15 protein-coding genes and 2 pseudogenes are annotated in these 17,511 nt (G+C 61.0%); 3 read left to right on the top strand and 14 right to left on the bottom strand.

Going from position 1 to position 17,511, the window contains the following annotated elements:
* Positions 1-421 precede the first annotated feature (421 nt).
* From phbB to AC07WT_RS30605, 10 genes are all read right to left on the bottom strand, one after another.
* The gene (gene phbB / locus AC07WT_RS30650) at positions 422-1,165 is read right to left on the bottom strand and encodes an acetoacetyl-CoA reductase (protein WP_494949859.1); all 744 of its coding nucleotides are present in this window, start codon (positions 1,163-1,165) and stop codon (positions 422-424) included.
* A 238-nt stretch (positions 1,166-1,403) separates the two neighbouring features.
* The gene (locus tag AC07WT_RS30645) at positions 1,404-2,585 is read right to left on the bottom strand and encodes an acetyl-CoA C-acetyltransferase (RefSeq protein ID WP_494949858.1); all 1,182 of its coding nucleotides are present in this window, start codon (positions 2,583-2,585) and stop codon (positions 1,404-1,406) included.
* A gap of 93 nt (positions 2,586-2,678) precedes the next feature.
* Positions 2,679-4,526 (bottom strand): class I poly(R)-hydroxyalkanoic acid synthase, encoded by a 1,848-nt coding sequence (phaC, locus tag AC07WT_RS30640; RefSeq protein ID WP_494949857.1) that lies wholly within the window; start codon positions 4,524-4,526, stop codon positions 2,679-2,681.
* Between the two features lie 194 nt (positions 4,527-4,720).
* Positions 4,721-5,287: a TIGR01841 family phasin gene (gene phaP / locus AC07WT_RS30635; protein WP_494949856.1), complete on the bottom strand. Its 567-nt coding sequence runs from the start codon at positions 5,285-5,287 to the stop codon at positions 4,721-4,723.
* Between the two features lie 656 nt (positions 5,288-5,943).
* Positions 5,944-6,129: a hypothetical protein gene (locus AC07WT_RS30630; RefSeq protein ID WP_494949855.1), complete on the bottom strand. Its 186-nt coding sequence runs from the start codon at positions 6,127-6,129 to the stop codon at positions 5,944-5,946.
* An 11-nt stretch (positions 6,130-6,140) separates the two neighbouring features.
* Positions 6,141-6,779, bottom strand: coding sequence for a maleylacetoacetate isomerase (gene maiA / locus AC07WT_RS30625; protein ID WP_494951082.1), 639 nt, complete (start codon positions 6,777-6,779; stop codon positions 6,141-6,143).
* A 26-nt stretch (positions 6,780-6,805) separates the two neighbouring features.
* Positions 6,806-7,513, bottom strand: a complete 708-nt coding sequence (locus tag AC07WT_RS30620; RefSeq protein ID WP_494949854.1) for a fumarylacetoacetate hydrolase family protein — start codon at positions 7,511-7,513, stop codon at positions 6,806-6,808.
* On the bottom strand, positions 7,510-8,571 hold the full coding sequence (locus AC07WT_RS30615) for a cupin domain-containing protein (RefSeq protein WP_494949853.1): 1,062 nt from the start codon (positions 8,569-8,571) through the stop codon (positions 7,510-7,512). Before AC07WT_RS30615 ends, AC07WT_RS30620 begins: the two co-directional genes overlap by 4 nt.
* Before the next feature lie 42 nt (positions 8,572-8,613).
* The gene (locus tag AC07WT_RS30610) at positions 8,614-9,813 is read right to left on the bottom strand and encodes a 3-hydroxybenzoate 6-monooxygenase (protein WP_494949852.1); all 1,200 of its coding nucleotides are present in this window, start codon (positions 9,811-9,813) and stop codon (positions 8,614-8,616) included.
* Between the two features lie 650 nt (positions 9,814-10,463).
* Positions 10,464-10,952 (bottom strand): MarR family winged helix-turn-helix transcriptional regulator, encoded by a 489-nt coding sequence (locus AC07WT_RS30605; protein WP_492594161.1) that lies wholly within the window; start codon positions 10,950-10,952, stop codon positions 10,464-10,466.
* A 150-nt stretch (positions 10,953-11,102) separates the two neighbouring features.
* On the opposite strand from AC07WT_RS30605, the pseudogene AC07WT_RS30600 reads away from it, so the two are divergent.
* The 3 genes and pseudogenes from AC07WT_RS30600 to AC07WT_RS30590 all read left to right on the top strand — a co-directional run bounded on the left by AC07WT_RS30600 (position 11,103) and on the right by AC07WT_RS30590 (position 14,421).
* Positions 11,103-12,232 (top strand): annotated as a pseudogene (locus AC07WT_RS30600) (porin).
* Positions 12,233-12,334: 102 nt separating this feature from the next.
* Complete coding sequence (locus AC07WT_RS30595) at positions 12,335-13,678, top strand: MFS transporter (RefSeq protein WP_494949851.1); 1,344 nt, start codon at positions 12,335-12,337, stop codon at positions 13,676-13,678.
* A gap of 455 nt (positions 13,679-14,133) precedes the next feature.
* Positions 14,134-14,421 carry a hypothetical protein gene (locus AC07WT_RS30590; protein ID WP_494949850.1) on the top strand — a complete coding sequence of 96 codons (288 nt, stop codon included), beginning with the start codon at positions 14,134-14,136 and terminating at the stop codon, positions 14,419-14,421.
* 124 nt (positions 14,422-14,545) lie between these two features.
* On the opposite strand, the gene AC07WT_RS30585 is transcribed toward AC07WT_RS30590, so the two are convergent.
* The 4 genes and pseudogenes from AC07WT_RS30585 to AC07WT_RS30570 form a co-directional block, all read right to left on the bottom strand.
* The gene (locus AC07WT_RS30585) at positions 14,546-14,917 is read right to left on the bottom strand and encodes a hypothetical protein (protein WP_494949849.1); all 372 of its coding nucleotides are present in this window, start codon (positions 14,915-14,917) and stop codon (positions 14,546-14,548) included.
* The gene (locus AC07WT_RS30580) at positions 14,917-15,300 is read right to left on the bottom strand and encodes a hypothetical protein (RefSeq protein ID WP_494949848.1); all 384 of its coding nucleotides are present in this window, start codon (positions 15,298-15,300) and stop codon (positions 14,917-14,919) included. The genes AC07WT_RS30585 and AC07WT_RS30580 overlap by 1 nt, the downstream gene beginning before the upstream one ends.
* A gap of 190 nt (positions 15,301-15,490) precedes the next feature.
* Positions 15,491-16,707: pseudogene (locus AC07WT_RS30575) on the bottom strand (hypothetical protein).
* A 331-nt stretch (positions 16,708-17,038) separates the two neighbouring features.
* Positions 17,039-17,227, bottom strand: coding sequence for a hypothetical protein (locus tag AC07WT_RS30570; RefSeq protein ID WP_494949847.1), 189 nt, complete (start codon positions 17,225-17,227; stop codon positions 17,039-17,041).
* Between the last annotated feature and the right edge of the window lie 284 nt (positions 17,228-17,511).

Genomic DNA, 17,511 nt, shown 5'->3' with positions numbered 1-17,511 from the left:
TTGGATCCCCCATGTGATCTGTATTTCTGAATACGCGAGTGGAGCGGTCACTATCGCCAACGCGTGCGATACCACCAGTCATGATGATCCAGGTGTCGAAGCAGTCGTGCCCGATGTCGTTCACGGCGATAGTGAGCCATCACCAGTGGCAGCGCGATAGCGAGCGCCGAGCATCCGATCACCAGCCCCACCCATGTCTCGCTCATGCCGGGTTCCTCCTGGAAGAACAGTGGTATCGCATCAATCCCCCAACGACTCCAAGGCCGTGGGGCCAGCCACACTGTCGCTACGCCATGCCGCCGTCCGGTAATTCCGACCTGACGGCGTGGCAACTTCGTATTCCGGCGGGTCTCTGCGTACGATGCAGCAGACCTCGCGCGGAATGGTCAATGTGACGTGAGCGTTGATGCGTTGCGCCGCCTCACTGCATATGCTGGCCGCCGTTGATTGCGATATTGGACCCCGTCACAAAGCCGGCGTCGTCGGAGCACAGGTAGACGACCAGAGATGCCACCTCCTCCGGCTTGCCGAGACGACCGGCCGGAATCTGCGGCAGGATCTTCGTATCCAGGATTTCCTGCGGAATCGCCGTCACCATTTTGGTGGCGAGATAACCCGGCGAAATGGTGTTGACGGTTACGCCCTTGCGCGCCACTTCCAGCGCCAGCGATTTGGTGAAGCCGTGCATGCCAGCCTTGGCCGCTGCGTAGTTGGTCTGGCCGATGGAGCCCTTCGAACCGTTGACGGACGAAATATTGATGACCCGACCCCAGCCACGCGCAACCATCTCTTCGCACAGCGGCTTGGTCATGTTGAAGACCGAATCCAGATTGGTTCGGATGACCGCGTCCCAGTTGACCTTATCCAGCTTCTTAAGCGTCATGTCTCGCGTGACACCCGCGTTGTTCACGAGAATGTCGACCGGACCAACCTCAGCCCGAATCTTCGCCGCACAGTGCTGGCACAAGTCATAGTCGGCCACGTCCACGGGGTAGGCGCGAAACTTGTACCCTTGAGATTCCATTCTTGCGAGCCACTCATCCGCACCGGTGTTGTTCGGTGAGTACGTAACTACCACTGCATAGTCCGCGTCATGCAGTTTCATGCTGATCGCTTCTCCAAGGCCACCCATACCGCCTGTCACTACCGCGATTCGTTTCGTCATCCTATCCATCCGTGATATTAGTGTCTGCGAGAGTCGTGAATTTCCAATGGCAGCGCTGCACCTGCTGCCACCGGCCTTGCCGCAATGCGTCGCCGTCTCCGGCGGGACCAAAGGTAACGGACTCAGCATTGCTCAAATCACGCGGTTTTTTAGCTGCTGATATCGCGCGAATAAAGTGCGGTTCGTCTGCGGGCGACAACACGCGTCGCAAACACACCGCTTCATATGCGTTGAATGGTTAGCCACGCTCGACTGCGAGCGCCACACCCATGCCGCCGCCGATACACAGCGACGCCAGACCCTTCTTCGCATCGCGCCTCTGCATTTCGTGCAGCAGCGTGACGAGGATGCGGCAACCGGACGCGCCGATCGGATGGCCGATCGCGATGGCGCCGCCGTTTACGTTGACCTTCGACGTGTCCCAGCCCATCTGCTTGTGCACGGCGAGCGCCTGCGCTGCAAACGCCTCGTTGATTTCCATCAGGTCGAGATCCGCCGGGCTCCAGCCCGCGCGCTCCAGACAGCGACGCGATGCTGGCACCGGGCCCATGCCCATCACCTTCGGATCGACGCCCGCATTCGCGTAAGCCTTGATGCGTGCGAGCGGCGTGAGGCCGAGCGATTCGGCCTTCTTTGCCGACATCACGACCACTGCCGCCGCACCGTCGTTCAGCCCTGAAGCATTCGCCGCCGTGACCGTGCCTTCCTTCGAAAAGGCCGGCTTCAGGCTCGCGAGCGATTCGGCCGTGACACCGTGGCGCACGAACTCGTCGGTCACGAAGCGCAGCGGCTCGCCCTTGCGCTGGGGAATCTCGACCGGCACGATTTCATCATCGAAACGGCTCGCCTTCTGTGCGGCTTCCGCCTTGTTCTGTGACAAAGCCGCGAACGCATCCTGCTGTTCGCGCGTAATGCCGTATTCCTTCGCGACGTTCTCAGCGGTCACGCCCATGTGGTACTGGTTGTACACGTCCCACAGGCCGTCGACGATCATGCTGTCGATCAGCTTCGCGTCGCCCATGCGGAAGCCATCGCGCGAGCCCGGCAGCACGTGCGGCGCGGCGCTCATATTTTCCTGGCCACCGGCGATGACGATGTCCGCATCGCCCGCGATGATCGCGTTGGCAGCGAGCATCACGGCTCTCAGGCCCGAGCCGCAGACCTTGTTGATCGTCATGCCCGGCACGGCAGAGGGCAACCCTGCCTTGATCAGCGACTGGCGGGCCGGATTCTGGCCGGAGCCAGCCGTCAGCACCTGACCCAGAATGACTTCGCTGATTTGGTCAGGCTTCAGGCCCGCGCGTTCCAGAACGGCGCGGATCACCGTCGCGCCGAGTTCGGGCGCAGCGATCTTCGCCAGCGACCCGCCGAATTTGCCGACAGCAGTACGTGCCGCCGATACGATCACAACTTCAGTCATTCCAACTCCTGATATGAAAACAAATAACCTTCAATCGCTCCAACCACGCTGCTGCACTTGCCGTGGCAAGTCATTGCGCTACAGTCAGGCCCCTTACGCACACTGCTTCACGTAACGCCCCGGCGCCGGCTCGATGACCGGATACGCGTTCGAGCCTTCGCCAGGACTCTTCCCCACGCGATCGCCACCGTGCTGCGCAAGCCAGCCGGTCCATGCGGGCCACCAACTGCCTGGATGCTCCGCCGCGACCGCGAGCCATTCGTCAGCGCAAGCGGGTAATGGCGTACCATCGCCGCCCATTGCCCAGTAGCTGCGTTTGTTTTTCGACGGCGGATTGATCACACCCGCGATGTGCCCCGAAGCCCCGAGCACAAACCTCAGCGGCCCCTTCAGCAACGACACCGACGCATAGGCCGTCTGCCACGGCACGATATGATCTTCCCGTGACCCGTAAATGAAAGCCGGCACGTCGATCCGGCCAAGATCAACCGGCGCGCCGCACACCGTGAGCGCGCCGGGTTCACGCAGCCTGTTCTCAAGATACGTATGGCGCAGGTACCACGCGTACATCGGCCCCGGCAAATTGGTCGAATCGCTGTTCCAGTACAGCAGGTCAAACGGCGGCGGCGTTTGACCCTTCAGATAGTTGTCGACGACGTAGTTCCACACCAGCTCGTTTGGCCGCAGGAACGAGAATGTGGCCGCCAGGTCGGCACCGCGCATGACACCCGGAAGTGCGCCGTTCTTGCCGCCGATAGCAAGTTCCTGTCTCTGGACCTGAGCCTCGTCGACAAAAATGTCGAGCACGCCCGTGTCTGAAAAATCGAGCATTGCAGTCAGCAACGTCAGCGATGCCACAGGACGTTCGCCGCGCGCGGCGAGCACGGCGAGTGCTGTTGCGAGCAACGTGCCGCCAACGCAAAAGCCCAGTGCGTTGACCTGCTTGCTGCCGGAAATCTTCCTGACAGCGTTGATCGTTTGCAAAATCCCCTCTTCCACGTAGTCGTCCCACGTTTTGTGCGCGAGCGACGCATCGGGGTTACGCCACGAAATGGCGTATACCTGATGCCCCTCGTCCAGCGCATGACGGACAAGCGAACTTTCTGGCTGAAGATCGAGGATGTAAAACTTGTTGATGCAAGGCGGCACAATCAGGAGTGGCCGCTCATAAACGGTAGCCGCGCGCGGCGTGTACTGAATCAGCTGGATCAGGTCGTTTTCGAACACGACCGAGCCTTCGGTGTTCGCGAGGTTCTCGCCGACAACAAAGCGTGATTCATCGGTCTGCGACAGCTTGCCGCGCGTGATGTCAGTGAGCAGGTTCGTCACCCCCCGCCGCAGACTCTCGCCATTGCTATCGAGCAGAGATTTCTGCGCGTCCGGATTCAGGAGCAGGAAATTGGATGGCGCTACCGCCGCCAACCATTGCTGAACGACAAAACGAATGCGCCCGCGTGTTTTCGCGTCAGCGTCAACGGCATTCACGAGTTCATCCAGATGCCGTGCGCCCGCCAGATACCCGGCGGCGATGAACCCCAGCAACGGGTTGGTTTTCCACGCATCGGACTTGAAGCGGCGATCGGACAGGTCGGGAGCACCCGTGTTTTGTGCAGTTGCCTGCTGCCATAGTCCAAGGCATTCGCGCGCGTAGGCAGCGCATGCATCCAGCAGGCGCTCGGGGACAACTCTGGCGCCGAGCGGCGCCGCGGCCGGGGCGGAAAACAGACTCCGAGCCACCCACGGCGTGAAACTCGCCATCTGGGACCCAAAGGGCATAAACCCGTGCAGCGGAGCCTCGGCAGCCTCGCCCGATGTTGTAGCAAACCATCCAGCTGGACTGATCAGTGCACGCCACGCGTGTAGCCAGTCGCCCAGCGGATCCTGCAAGGCGGTCGTCCGGTCCGTTGGCGAGGAAGTGAAGGATTGTTCAGACATGGTCATACCGGTCAGCCAAAGATCTCCGCGAAACCGTGCCGGGAATTAACGGGGAAGTTCCAGCGCTGCCTGCTGACTGCGCGAAGCGCGCGATGCCCGGCGTTCCGGACCAGTTTCTGGACCAGCCGGTCAGGGTGCAAAAGACGGTTGTACTGCGCAGAGCCGTGACAGGCAACGCGCAGCGGTTCAGGGTTCTGCCGTTACTGCTTCGCAGCGCGCGACCCCTGCGCGGCGACCTGCTGGCCAGCCTTCGAAGCAGGGGCAGTCGTAGCGGCAAAGTTGCCTTGTGCCGCCTCGATGGCTTGTCTGGCCGCCGCGCGTACCGTCTCGGCCGCGGTGCTGGCGGTTGAAAACGCCGATTTCATCACGGCGATCGCGGCTTCCGAGCCGACTGGCCCGCTCTTCGCGAGATGGTCTGCAAGCGTTTGTACCTTGCTGCTATGTTCTTCATATTGCGCTTGCGCAACCTTCCCCAGTTCGGCCTGGGTGCCCGAGACAATCTCGAACAGGTGACGACTGTACGATGCCGTCTTCCCGGCGAACTGCTGTGTAACGTTGAGCTGGCGAGCGAGGAGTTCCGCCGGGTTTTTGCCCGAGAATGCGTCGCCCAGGTTGTCTTCGCCTTCCGCCAAGGCAGCCTTTACCGCCTGCAGGTTGAGTTCAATCACCGCCTGAACACCCCGGAATACCGGATTTGCCAGCGCGAACAGCGCAGTGACGCTGGTCTTGTAACTGGACACAAGTTCTTCGGGCACGAAAATGCTCATTGATGCTGCTCCGTTAGTAGTACGAAAGGCGAATCTGACTGCCCGTAGGTTGGATTGTTGCGAATCAGGGATTTAATGGACGGGTGGGAGCCAGGCCATTGTGCACTGCACCGTTAGTGGGCGACACGCGGGCGAACTCGAGAGGCGCGCCATGATGACGCTAAGGCTTTCCCTACAGAAAAATCAGTATTTCCTGACGGAAATTCTAATACAGCTACTTAACAATTTGAGATTTCTGTTTATTAGGGTAAACACTTGTCTCCCGAGCGGTCCGTTTTTTGCCAAGCGATTTGAAAAGTTCCGGCCTCTTCCAGGCGTGCACGTATCGCCGATGCAGACGCTCATGCGCGGCGCCAATCTGCCGAGCCATCTGGAACGGCGGAGTACGCGGAAGCAGCCGCTATTGGCCCGAGGCGGCGGACTGACGCAAACACACCTCTGCCGTTTTGCAGACAAACCTTACCAGGTCGAAATTGGTCAGACCATAACGGAAAATTTCGGCGCAACGTTTCGCGATGCACAAATCTCATCAAGAAGGTGTCCGCGTCCTGTCAAAAAATGCCGTCCCGTCAGCTCACGGGTATTTGTTCGTAGAACGAACAATGATTTGTATATAGAACATGTCACTTCAATATGTTAGGTGCCTGAGCGGGTTGTCAATACGGCTGTTTGCGCTGGTGTGTTGTCCTGATTCCCGCACCATGGTCGCGCGACGTCGGCATGACGAGGGCGTCATCATCGATGACCGCCTTGCCCTGCACCGTGCATATAGTGAAAAATGCTCCTGAATCGAAGTCAGACTGCGGCCCGCGTGAATCGAGCAGGCCGTGACGATTGGCCATGCCAGGCGTTTTCAGCCTGCGTCAGGCTGCAACGCAGGCGCAGCCAAACGGAACGCATCAAGCTGGCTGCAGGCGGCATCGACCGCGCGGATATTGGGCCAGGGACCAAGATCCACGTTGAACCGTCTCGCGCTTTCCACCTGCGGAATCAGGTAGACATCGGCCAGCGTCGGGGTGTTGCCAAAGCAGAAATCACCGCGCTTCCTGTCAGCCGCCAACATCGCTTCGAACGCATCAAAGCCGGCGACGATCCACGTCGTGCACCATGCATTGACCGCGTCCTCGTTGCAACCCAGTTGCTTGCGCAGGTACTCGAGAATGCGTCGATTGTTGATCGGATGGATGTCACAACCGACAATAGCTGCCAATGTACGCACATGAGCCCGATCATCCGGGGGCGAGGGCAACAACGCCGGTTCAGGATGGCGTTCCTCGAGCCACTCGATGATGGCAGGCGACTGGATCAGTACCTTGTCGTCGCTCACCAGAGCGGGCACCAGGCACTGCGGGTTCAGCGTCCTGTACGCGTTGGAAAGATGCTGCTCCTTGCGCAGATCGACCGGCACATACTCGACATCCAGCCCCTTCAGCCGCAACGCAATGCGCAGCCGATGCGAGGAGCCGCTGCGGAAGAAGCTGTAAAGCTTCAACTCAGCGGGCGAACTGGCGGCAGCGCTCATTCGGCGGCACCGACGTTGAGCGTGATGTTGCCGACGCCTTCGATGTGACCTTCAATGCGATCGCCTGCCACCACCGCGCCCACACCTTCCGGCGTGCCGGTGAAAATCAGGTCGCCCGGCTGCAGGTGGTAGAACAGGGACAGGTCGGCGATGATTTCGCTGATGTTCCAGATCAGGCGGCTCAGATCCGACGTCTGGCGCGGCTGGCCATTGACGGTCAGCGCGAGTTCGCCCTTGTCGAGGACGACGCCCGGCATCGGCACGATCTCGCTCACGACTGACGATTGCTCGACGTCTTTGCCCAGATCCCACGGACGACCTTTGTCGCGTGCGACCAGTTGCAGGTCGCGACGGGTCATGTCGAGGCCACAGGCGTAACCATAAATGATCTTGTGCGCATCGGCCTCGGCGACGCGGAAGCCCGGCGCGCCGATGGCGACGACAAGCTCCATCTCATGGTGGTAATTCTTCGTTTCCGGCGGATAAACCACTGTCGCGCCAGACTCGACGAGCGTCTGCGGAGCCTTCGTGAAATAGAAGGGCCGCCCACTTGCCTTATCCACCGGCTTGCCCATTTCGACGGCGTGGGCGTGATAGTTGCGGCCGACGAAGAACAGACGGTTAATCGGCAGGCGCTCGCTCTTGCCGCGCACCGGCAGTGAATACACCGGCGACGGTTGCCAGAGGTAGTTCGTTTCGCTCATGTTTTTTCCTTGAATGGGATTTGGCCGCGGTTCTCGAACACGCCGAGTTTGCGATGCAGCGGCGTTTCGTCGGCAATAAAAATGAATGCGGGCGCGCTGGCTGACGGGTTTTCCAGCGTCACGTCGGTGTAACCGGGCGCGCAGCACGTGTCGGCATCGGCCAGCGAGAAACGCTGACCGCCGATCTGCGTGTCGACACCGCCTTCGATCAGGTGGAAGACCATCGCGGGCGAGCGCACCGGCAGGCGCAACTTCTGGCCCGGACGCAACATCAGCGCATAAAAGCCGAGAATGTTCTGTGCATCGCCACCGGTCTCCGGGTTCACATAGGTGAGCTGCACGGCTTCCAGGTCCGGCTGGTCCGCGGCCAGGGTTTCGAGCGCGGAGCGCGCTTCCGCCCAGGGATACCGCAGCATCGGATACGCCTTGTTTGCGCGGTCGAAAACTGGCGTCGGGACCAACCCGCCTCGCGCATACACACGATCACCCTGGCCCGGCCTTACTTGTTGACGGGGACCGTCGATGTGATATGACGCTTCCATGTAATAGACGAGCGGCAGGTCGAGGACATCGAGCCATACCACCGGCGCATCGCCGTCATGTCCGTGCTCATGCCAGAGGCCGGTGGGCGTCAGGATCAGGTCACCGCGGCTCATCGGACATTTCTCGCCGTCCACCGTGGTGTAAGCGCCTTCACCCTCGACAATCATGCGAACCGCGTTCGGCGTGTGGCGGTGCGAAGGCGCCCACTCGCCTGGAAGCAGGAGCTGCATACCCAGATACATCGCAGCGCTGGCCTGCATCTTCTCCAGGCCGTGGCCCGGATTCGCCAGCACCAGCACGCGACGCTCGGCCTTCTCGATCGGGGTCAGCTCGCCGGCCTTGAGCAGCAACGGTTTAAGTGTCTGGTACGGCCAGTGTGTTGCGCGGGTGTTTGGGCGCGGTTTGCCCGGCGGCAAGACGGCGCGCAGGCTCGGCCACAATGGGACGAGATTTTGATCAGTCAGTGCCTCACGGTAATCCGCGGGCAGATCCTCGAGGCGACCAAGTTCTTGCATGACTGAAGTTCCTGAAAAGTAATGAGGGGATGGCGCCGCTGATCAGACAGCCAGGCAGTCCTCAATCCGCCAACCGTACAGCCACTCCATCGCGTCATAGAAGCGCTCGGCCGAGCGACCCTTCCACAGCTCGTTGCGCACCAGGCGTTCGACGCCCTGGGCGTGGAAGATGCGGCCCATCTCGCGCGCCGACAGCACAATCCGTGCGGTACGGGCGACCCGCGAACGCTGATACAGGTCGAACGCTTTTTCAAAATCGTTGTTGTTGACGCGCAGCGCCTCGCCCAGCGTCACCGCGTCTTCAAGCGCCATGCAGGCACCCTGTGCCAGATATTGCAGCGTCGGGTGCGCGGCATCACCAAGCAGCGTCGTGCGACCGAAGGTCCATTGGCCGATCGGTTCACGGTCGGCGGTCGCCCACCGCTTCCAGCTCCTGGGCAGCTCGATCAGTTGGCGGGCACGCGGGCAGATGCCCTGGAAGTAGCTCTGGACTTCCTCGGGGCTGCCGTCCGTGACGCCCCACTCTTCCTTGTTGCGGCTATGGAAAGTCACGACGACGTTGTATTGCTCGCCGCCGCGCAGCGGGTAATGCACCAGGTGACAGTTCGGACCGACCCAGATACTCGCCGCGTTCCATTGCAGGTCAGCCGGGAAGTCCTTCCTGTCGACCACCGCCCGATAAACGACGTGGCCCGAGACGCGCGGCGGATCGCCAACGTACTTTGCGCGAACTACCGAGCGCACGCCGTCCGCCCCGATCAGTGCCTGACCGCGGTGCGCCTGGCCGTTCTGATCGTGGACGGTCACGTTGTCGTCATGCTGCTCGACGCCTTCGACCCGGGTCGATGTCAGGAACTCCACCTTGCCGGTTTCCTGCGCGCCTTCCAGCAGCGACAGGTGCACGTCGACGCGGTGAATCACCGCGTAAGGGTTGCCGAATCGCTTGCGAAAAGCCTCACCAGTCGGGATGCGGCCGACCAGGAACTCGTCCAGCGCGTCATGCATCACCATCTCCTCGGTGTAGACCGCCCGGCTGCGGGTCTTCTCGCCAATACCGAGCGCATCAAAAGCATGGAACGCATTCGGCCCGAGCTGGATACCGGCGCCGATTTCGCCGATCTCAGGCGCCTGTTCCAGCACCTTTACCGAAAACCCCCGGCGCACAAGCGCCAGTGCGGCCGCAAGGCCACCAATACCACCACCTGCAACCAGAACTGGAAGGTCCGAGCGCTTGCCGTTCATTTGCGTCTCCACAATAACAATGCATACTGATAATGTGTATGCTGATGATTAGTATAGATACGGAATTCCGGACATCAAATAAGGGGTAACCCTCAATTTCCCAACAGGCGCGCTCTTACCAACGTGTTCGGCCGCAAGTCGGCACAGTGCGCTAACGGATTCGCAAAGCGCGCAAAGAGGCCCGAACCCGTGAGGCATCGGTTGCCTGGATAAGCGTCAAGCAGGATGTCGGGTTGTTGCCCCAGGTAATTTGCTACCTGCCAGGTGGCTGGCGGGGGGCGACTTATGACTAGGCGACTCGGGATGGCGATATCTCGGGATTGGCTGTCTCGGGCTCCCCGGCACATGCGATACGCCGGAGTTCCGGGTTGCGCATCTGACAGATCTGCTCCATGCGCCGATATCGGGCAGACGGTACTGCGGCAAGGCAGCGCTTCAGGGGCCGGAGCAAATCATGGGTTTGTGGACCCCGAAACTTTGCTGCCCAGAGAGACGCGACGTCACGCGTGATGTGCCGCTCGACGGGCCGTCGGCGGCAAGTAGAAGCGATCGGATTTTGCTGAATGTACAGAGGCGGCTATCGGGCTTTAATGTCCGCATCCTGATGCCGCGCCGTACTGGACGGCCAGGGAGTCAGGAGCGGCCACCTGTCAGGCGGACCCGTCATTCGCCTCGTCCGGCGCAGCGCCGAACTCATGGTCAGACCGTGCCACCAGAACCTTCAGCATCGCCATGAAATTCTGACGCTCAGACGCGGGCAACGGTTCGAGCATGCGCACCTGCGCCCGCAACATGGCAGGCCGTACTTCGTCGAGCAGCGCTTCACCCTCGGCCGTTAGCGTCAGCAACCGCACGCGCCGGTCTTCTGCCGAAGCGTTGCGCCGCATCAGCCCCCTCTTCTCCAGCCGGTCGATGACCCCGCCGGTGGTCGAGGTATCGAAACCAATGGCGCGTGAGAGCGAGCGCTGGTCGAGTTCAGGACGGTCGTGCACGGCTTGCATCGCTGCATATTGGACGGGAGTAATCCCGTACGCCGAGGTCTCGTCCAGAAAGATCGCAACCGCCATCTGCTGAAGGCGGCGGATGTAGTGGCCGGGCAGCTCGTCAAGGGATAAGTCAACAGATCGATTGGTGGTCATGGCGGTGCGCAGGACAGGGTAAACACAAATAGAGGATACCGCATTTCTTCGGCACACTTTTCATCAGTATACACATGATAAGTACACTTTTTAAAGCGTCGGACCTATTCGTATTGCGAACAAATAATTCCACATCAGGAGCGGAGATCAATGAAGCTGTCGAAATTGATGGTGGGGGGACTGGGACTGATCGGTGCCTCGGCTTTCGCACAAAGCAGCGTGACGCTATACGGCGTACTCGACACGGGCGTCGAATACGTTTCCCATGCAAACGCAGCCGGTGACCGGGTCATCCGGATGCCTGGGATTACTGGTGAACTGCCATCACGCTGGGGGCTGCGCGGCAGCGAGGATCTCGGTGGCGGCCTGAAGACGGTATTTCAGCTCGAGAGCGGATTCAATCTGCGCGGCGGCGATTCCGGCCAGGGCGGCCGGCTGTTTGGTCGGCAGGCGTGGGTCGGCCTGCAGGGGCCGTGGGGCACCGTGTCGTTCGGGCGACAGTACACGATGACGTACTGGGGACTGTCCGACTCGGACATCATCGGGCCGGACATCTACGGTATCGGTTCGCTCGATGCCTACATCCCGAACGCTCGCAGCGACAACACCGTCGCCTACAAGGACACCTTCAGCGGTTTGACTGTCGGCGCAACGTACTCGTTCGGCCGCGACTCCGCCGGCACCGGCAGCTCGCCGGGCCAGGGTACCTGCGCGGGGCAGGTGGCTGGGCATTCGACCGAATGCCGGCTATGGAGCGCGATGCTGAAGTACGACGCGAACATGTTTGGCGTTGCAGCAACGTATGAGGAGCAGCGCGGGGGCGCGGGCGCGGCCGCCAGTTTCTTCGATGGCGCCGCGCCGTTTGCGCTGACCAGCGAGGCAGACAAAGACAGCCGGATGCAGGTAAACGGCTATGCGAAGCTCGGCGGCGTCAAGGTCGGTGCCGGCTGGGTCGGCCGGGATGTGGAGACAGTTTCGCCAGCGATCCCCGCTGTACGCTCGAATCTATTTTTCGTCGGCGCCTCATATCATGTGACGCCAGCGTTCTCGCTGGACGGCGAGGCGTATCGGATCATCACACGTGAGCAGGATGCGCGCGCCACGATGGGCACGCTGCGCGGAACGTACTTCCTGTCAAAAGCCACTGCGGTTTACCTGCAAGGTGCGTATCTCGCAAACAGTGCAAAGCGCGTTACAGCGTGAGTTCTGGCGGCGGCACGACGCCCGCGGCCGGCGTCGGACAAGCCGGCCTGATGGCGGGAATCCGTCACATCTTCTGACACGGCAGGAGCGGGGCGCGAGCGGGCGACGGCGCGCGCCGCCCCACCACCGCACGAAGTCGCCGCATGGGTACTCGATTAATTAAAGGACTGGAGGAGACGATGAAGCTGGACATCAGGGAGACGATCAATCAGGGGGCGATGAGCCGCTTTCAGGTTGCGGCGATCACGATCTGTATCGTGCTCAACATGCTCGACGGATTTGACGTGCTGGCGATGGCGTTCACGGCGTCCTCGATATCGGCCGAGTGGCATTTGAATGGAAAGCAGCTCGGCTTGCTGCTGAGCGCCGGCTTGTTCGGCATGGCAGCCGGCTCACTCTTCCTCGCGCCGTGGGCCGATCGTGTCGGACGCCGACCGGTCATCCTGCTTTGTCTCGGGATGATTTCGGGCGGGATGCTGTTGTCCGCCTGGGCACCCGGCATCATTGCACTTGCAACGCTGCGCGCGATCACCGGCATCGGTATCGGCGGGATGCTCGCGAGCCTGAACGTGATCACCTCCGAGTACTCGTCAATCAGGTTGCGCAGTGCCGCCATCAGTCTGCAGGTAACCGGCTATCCGATCGGCGCGACGATCGGGGGATCGATCGCCGGCGTTTTGTTGATGCATTACGGCTGGCGCAGCGTCTTCGTGTTCGGGGCACTGGTTACCGCTGCGATGATTCCGTTCGTCCTCGTGCGCCTGCCGGAGTCGCTCGACTTCCTGATCGCAAGGCGCGGGGCCGGTGCACTGACAAAGCTTAATGCACTGCTCGTAAAATTGGGCCATGAAACGGTCACCGAGCTTCCACAGCAGCTCAACCCGGCACCTGGAGTCGAGACGCAGAGTAAATTTCGCAGCTTGTTCGTCGGTTCACTTGCACTGCAGACGCTGATGATCTGGGCATCATTCTTCCTCGTGATGCTGTGCTTCTACTTCGTGCTGAGCTGGACACCGAAGCTGCTTGTCGCGGCAGGCATGTCGGCGCAACAAGGGATCACAGGCGGAGTGCTGCTGAACGTTGGCGGCGTAGTGGGCGGAGCGCTGTTCGGTTTCATCTCGTCACGCATCGGCCTTAAGCCGCTGCTGTGGACCAGCCTGACGCTGACGTCGGCCCTGATGCTGTGCTTTGGCATGTTTGCCTCGACGCTCACCGTCGCGTTCGTCATCGCCCTGCTGATCGGCGCGGGGATCTTCGCATGCATGGCTGGCCTGTACGCGTTCGCCCCCATTCTTTATCCGGCCGAAACCCGTGTGACCGGGATGGGCTGGTCGATCGGTATCGGTCGTGTGGGCGCAGTGCTGGCGCCGCTGGCAGCGGGGACACTGGTTGACGCGGGCTGGGCTACCGGGAATCTGTACTACGCCTTCGCGGCGCCGTTGCTGATCGCGATTGTCAGCGTGGCGCTACTCGGCCGGCAAAGCCAGGCGGCCAGAAGCGCCTTGCGGCCGGCGACGTCGTGACCTGCGTTCTGTTGCAATCCTGACCCCGGAAGTGGCTGACGAATCCGTCGGCCGCTTCGCTTCTCCGCTATCAATAATCCCTGCGGCTTGCAGCGCAGACGCGTTTCGTGCCAACGTGCAGGGATCGCACGAAGATCGTCGAAGGCCGTGAGAGATCCTATGTGCAGGCGGGTCGTCGGCGAACTGATACGTAAAATCAGCGTGTCGAGTCCTGTTCAAAGGAGAACATCATGCGCACGGATCAGAGGTTCACGACGGGTGGCGAAGAATCGGGTTTACCACGTTCCCATTCTTGCCGACGCGCATGAATTTCAGCGTGTCTATCCGTTTAGCACCTGTCTCTCCCCCGGCAGCGCTTGTGGCGACGTGTCCCTATCATCGAGAGGAACAACTGGCTACCCACCTTTTGGTCAGAGCCTGTCAGCAGCTTTGGCTCATTTTTCGTCACGAGGGTTATGCGACAGTTCACCTACGTTGTGCATGCGGAAATTGCCTTGCCCCCACACCGCACGGCTGCTGGCAGTGTCGACCCCTTCCTTGTCACCAAGGTGGATCGCCCTTCAGGCAGGTTCGTTGTCCCCGAAGCTTCGCACCCGATCGTTACCAATCGCGCACGTTCGGGTAGGCAACTGCTGGTCGCACAGCAGGTCACGGATTCAATTTCCAATGTTCCAGTCGTTGAATGTGACAAGACAGGAATGGGCTTTGCCGGCTACCGCGTTTGCCGATTTACGTCCGGCTGACGGCGACACGTGTCGCACCAATGAAGCGAAAGTAGAAACATTTCGGAAATAAAAATAGAAGCAACCTTTGCGAAAATGCTCTACATCGCCACCCAGACGGTCGTCGTGTCCGTTCCCTTCGTACCTATTCACTGCCAGGTTCGTGCAGGTCTGGCAGCTTTCCGTTTGATCCGCTATCGGTACGTTGAGGCCCTGTTGGCAGAACCGCTTTGTTGGCTTTTCTCTCCCGCCGCTCGCTGCGTTGCTGTTCCGCACGCTTCACGACTTCTTCCAGCGATTGCACGTGTTCGGGGGTCGAACGACCAAAGCGCTTGCTATAACAGTGCGCGATAAATTCGGCGAGGGGGCGCTTCCACGGCTCCTGCTGGTTGTTAGCCAGTGATCCGAATTTTCGGGGATTCAATCCCAGTTCGCGAGCCATCTGGATATGAATATGGCTCAACCTGAAGCGCTGCCGCGCTTCAAACCAGGGCTGAAGCTTCGATGGTACCGCCATCAGTGCTCACCTCTGCGCCAACTCACTGCAGTCAATCGCTCCACCTCCGCGTAGTAACGCGCCTGCGAAGCCGCTGCATCGTCATTCTGATTCGTCTTCAAAATATCAAACAGATGCTCTGCGACAACGGAGCCGATCGCGTGGATAGTATCGTGTCGTGTGAGTCCCTCTTTCCTGAGGCGATGCATCGCCCGGACCACGGGCTCAAGGTTCAGGGCAATCTGGTTTTCGACGATCGCGTGTAGCGCGGCATGTGTCGTGACGTTGGGAAGCTTGATCCGGGCGACGCGATGCCAGGTTTCCACGAGAAAAATTCGCTCCTGTTCGTCAAGTTCAAGCCATGATTCAGGTTCGGGCGCGCACTCGGGGTTGTACTCTTCCATGATCCAAGTCCTGTACTGACTTCCGCCTATCGTAAAGCAACCGTCTACGGCTGCGTTGCACTTCCGTTCAGTCATCGGCGGCATAACGAGCGCTCGCCCTACACGACCGGGAGCGACTCGTTGACGACAACACGCCGGGCCACGGGCCGTACGGGAACCGTCAATCCCATGACCTGGATGCATCGCGACGTTATGCCAGCCAATGATGCGTCAGCACGGTGGCGACGAACGAATGCCCCGGAATGGCCGCAAACTGGTCCCGCAGACGGCTGTTGAGCTGGTCACGTTCCATGCCGGTGGCAAGGGCCGCGTCCGCCAGCACACCGTAAGCATCCAGCACATCGCTCCCCGTGATTTCGTAACCGAAGCCTGCTGCCATCCAGTGCAGCGCTGCCGTGCCACAGGCCACCGCGAATTCAGGCTTGCGCTGCGCGAAATCGCGCGCGGCCCGCGTCAGGGTTCGCGGGTCGGTGGGGCCGCGCATCGCGAGAGACGCCGCCAGATCGAGCAGGCCGGCATCCTTCGCGGCGGCGAACCATTTCCCCTCGGCGCCGGGACTGCTCGCGACCAGATCGTGGAGGATGCTGTCCGGGCTCCTGTCCGGATACTTTTTCGCGATGGCACGGAACGTCGCGAGATGCGTGGCGCCCTGATTGGCCTCGATCGCGTAGCGTCGATATGCCTCGTCCATCATGCCCGACGACAGGAGGATAGCTTCGCCTTTGCGGGCGATTGCGGCAGCGGGCGCATTCAGCCCCCTGGACGCTTCCGCGTAACGCAGTGCTTCAGCGGAACGACCCAGTGCGATCAGTGCGTCTACCCCGTACTGGCGATACCCCCACCAGTTCAGGCGCGCGCCGTTCACGAGAACGAGGAGCTCCTCATGGCGCCCGGCGGCATTCAGTGCACTCAGACAGGCGGTGGTACCCGCGAAATGGCCGCCCGGACTTTCAGCGCCCATCACCTGAACGGTAATCGGCAACAGCCGGCCTGCCCATGCGGACGCGATGGCGGGCGAGGCGCACAGGTCACCCCAGCGATGCCCAGCTGTTCGATATACGGCATCTGGTCGTCCTGGAGCGCGTCAAACAGGCGTTCCAGCCAACGTGTGCGTACCGGAGCGGACACGTCCACCCCGGCGATGACCGGCACACGTGTATCGATCGCGCGATTCACCGCGGTACCCATTGCGCCGGACGAACTGTCTACGTGCTCGAGCGCCGGCGAAAGCTTTTCGAGCAAAGCGACCGCGCCGTCCGCGGCGAGAACGGGATCGGCACGGGCGATCTGCCGGATCTCCGCCAGGGCTTCTTTCAGACGCTGGATCGGCAACGCGGATTTCCAGCCGAAGGCGCCCCGCCGGAACCGCGCGGCAAAGACCCACTTGTGAGATGGCGTTCGTGTCATATCCCGGGCCACCTGCCCAGCGCGTCTTCATATAGGCGGCGTACACCGCCCCATTGAGTGTCTGCAGTTCGCGCCGGGCTTGCAGCAGTTCGTGATGCCGGCCCTGCCGCTCCAGGCTCAGCAGTCCGAGCATCAGCCTCGTCGCCCGTTCGGGCGCGTGCCGTCGGGAAGGCTCCGCCTGCCTGAATAGGGGGCAAGTCCGGCTTTTTCTGTGAGGACCCACGCCGGAAACCATGCCAGATCGCCAGTATCGCCCGCGCCGTCGAACGAGGTATCGAAGCCGCGCCGCAAGGCATTGATGGACGCGTCGCCAAGTTGGCCCGACAGCCGGTCAAAGAGAGACGGCGAAAGCCACGCCAGTTCCACCAGTAGCGGCCAGGCGCGCGACGTCGTCCGGATACTTGTTCGCAAGCGCCTGCAGCGCGCGCCGCGCGCCCGCCGCATCGTACTGCTGCAACGCGGACAGGACGTCATTGCGCAGCATCACGTCGCGGCTGTCGTTGAAAATGTCGAGCTGCATCCGTCGGATCCAGAACAGTTATTCAGTCAGGCTGACGAGATTAATCCATTTGACCGTGCTTCTCAATTTCCTGCGGTGCTCATCGACTGACTCGATGATTGCGCGCCGACCGCTCGCGTCGGCGACCAGACGCACCGTGTAGTGCTCTGGTTCCCATCTTGTACGGCGCGCCGACCCGCTGATGAGATGTATTTCCGCACACAGATTGCAATGGTAGCAGGCAGTCAGTCTCTAAAAGGTTGTTGATGATTCGCCGAGCATGACGCAATCATGATGGTGCCCCT

The sequence above is a fragment of the Paraburkholderia sp. GW821-FHT02A12 genome, from assembly GCF_059422005.1.
This window is presented reverse-complemented; position numbering and strand designations above follow the sequence as displayed.

What these genes read in the sequence shown, in the direction of transcription:
- AC07WT_RS30615 (WP_494949853.1), bottom strand. Translation starts at nt 8,571, where the DNA reads ATGCAAGAACTTGGTCGCCTCGAGGATCTGCCCGCGGATTACCGTGAG.
- AC07WT_RS30595 (WP_494949851.1), top strand. Translation starts at nt 12,335, where the DNA reads ATGAAGCTGGACATCAGGGAGACGATCAATCAGGGGGCGATGAGCCGC.
- phaC (WP_494949857.1), bottom strand. Translation starts at nt 4,526, where the DNA reads ATGACCATGTCTGAACAATCCTTCACTTCCTCGCCAACGGACCGGACG.
- AC07WT_RS30620 (WP_494949854.1), bottom strand. Translation starts at nt 7,513, where the DNA reads ATGAGCGAAACGAACTACCTCTGGCAACCGTCGCCGGTGTATTCACTG.
- phaP (WP_494949856.1), bottom strand. Translation starts at nt 5,287, where the DNA reads ATGAGCATTTTCGTGCCCGAAGAACTTGTGTCCAGTTACAAGACCAGC.
- AC07WT_RS30645 (WP_494949858.1), bottom strand. Translation starts at nt 2,585, where the DNA reads ATGACTGAAGTTGTGATCGTATCGGCGGCACGTACTGCTGTCGGCAAA.
- phbB (WP_494949859.1), bottom strand. Translation starts at nt 1,165, where the DNA reads ATGACGAAACGAATCGCGGTAGTGACAGGCGGTATGGGTGGCCTTGGA.
- AC07WT_RS30585 (WP_494949849.1), bottom strand. Translation starts at nt 14,917, where the DNA reads ATGGCGGTACCATCGAAGCTTCAGCCCTGGTTTGAAGCGCGGCAGCGC.
- AC07WT_RS30610 (WP_494949852.1), bottom strand. Translation starts at nt 9,813, where the DNA reads ATGAACGGCAAGCGCTCGGACCTTCCAGTTCTGGTTGCAGGTGGTGGT.
- AC07WT_RS30590 (WP_494949850.1), top strand. Translation starts at nt 14,134, where the DNA reads ATGCGACAGTTCACCTACGTTGTGCATGCGGAAATTGCCTTGCCCCCA.
- AC07WT_RS30630 (WP_494949855.1), bottom strand. Translation starts at nt 6,129, where the DNA reads ATGGCCAATCGTCACGGCCTGCTCGATTCACGCGGGCCGCAGTCTGAC.
- AC07WT_RS30580 (WP_494949848.1), bottom strand. Translation starts at nt 15,300, where the DNA reads ATGGAAGAGTACAACCCCGAGTGCGCGCCCGAACCTGAATCATGGCTT.
- AC07WT_RS30605 (WP_492594161.1), bottom strand. Translation starts at nt 10,952, where the DNA reads ATGACCACCAATCGATCTGTTGACTTATCCCTTGACGAGCTGCCCGGC.
- AC07WT_RS30570 (WP_494949847.1), bottom strand. Translation starts at nt 17,227, where the DNA reads ATGCAGCTCGACATTTTCAACGACAGCCGCGACGTGATGCTGCGCAAT.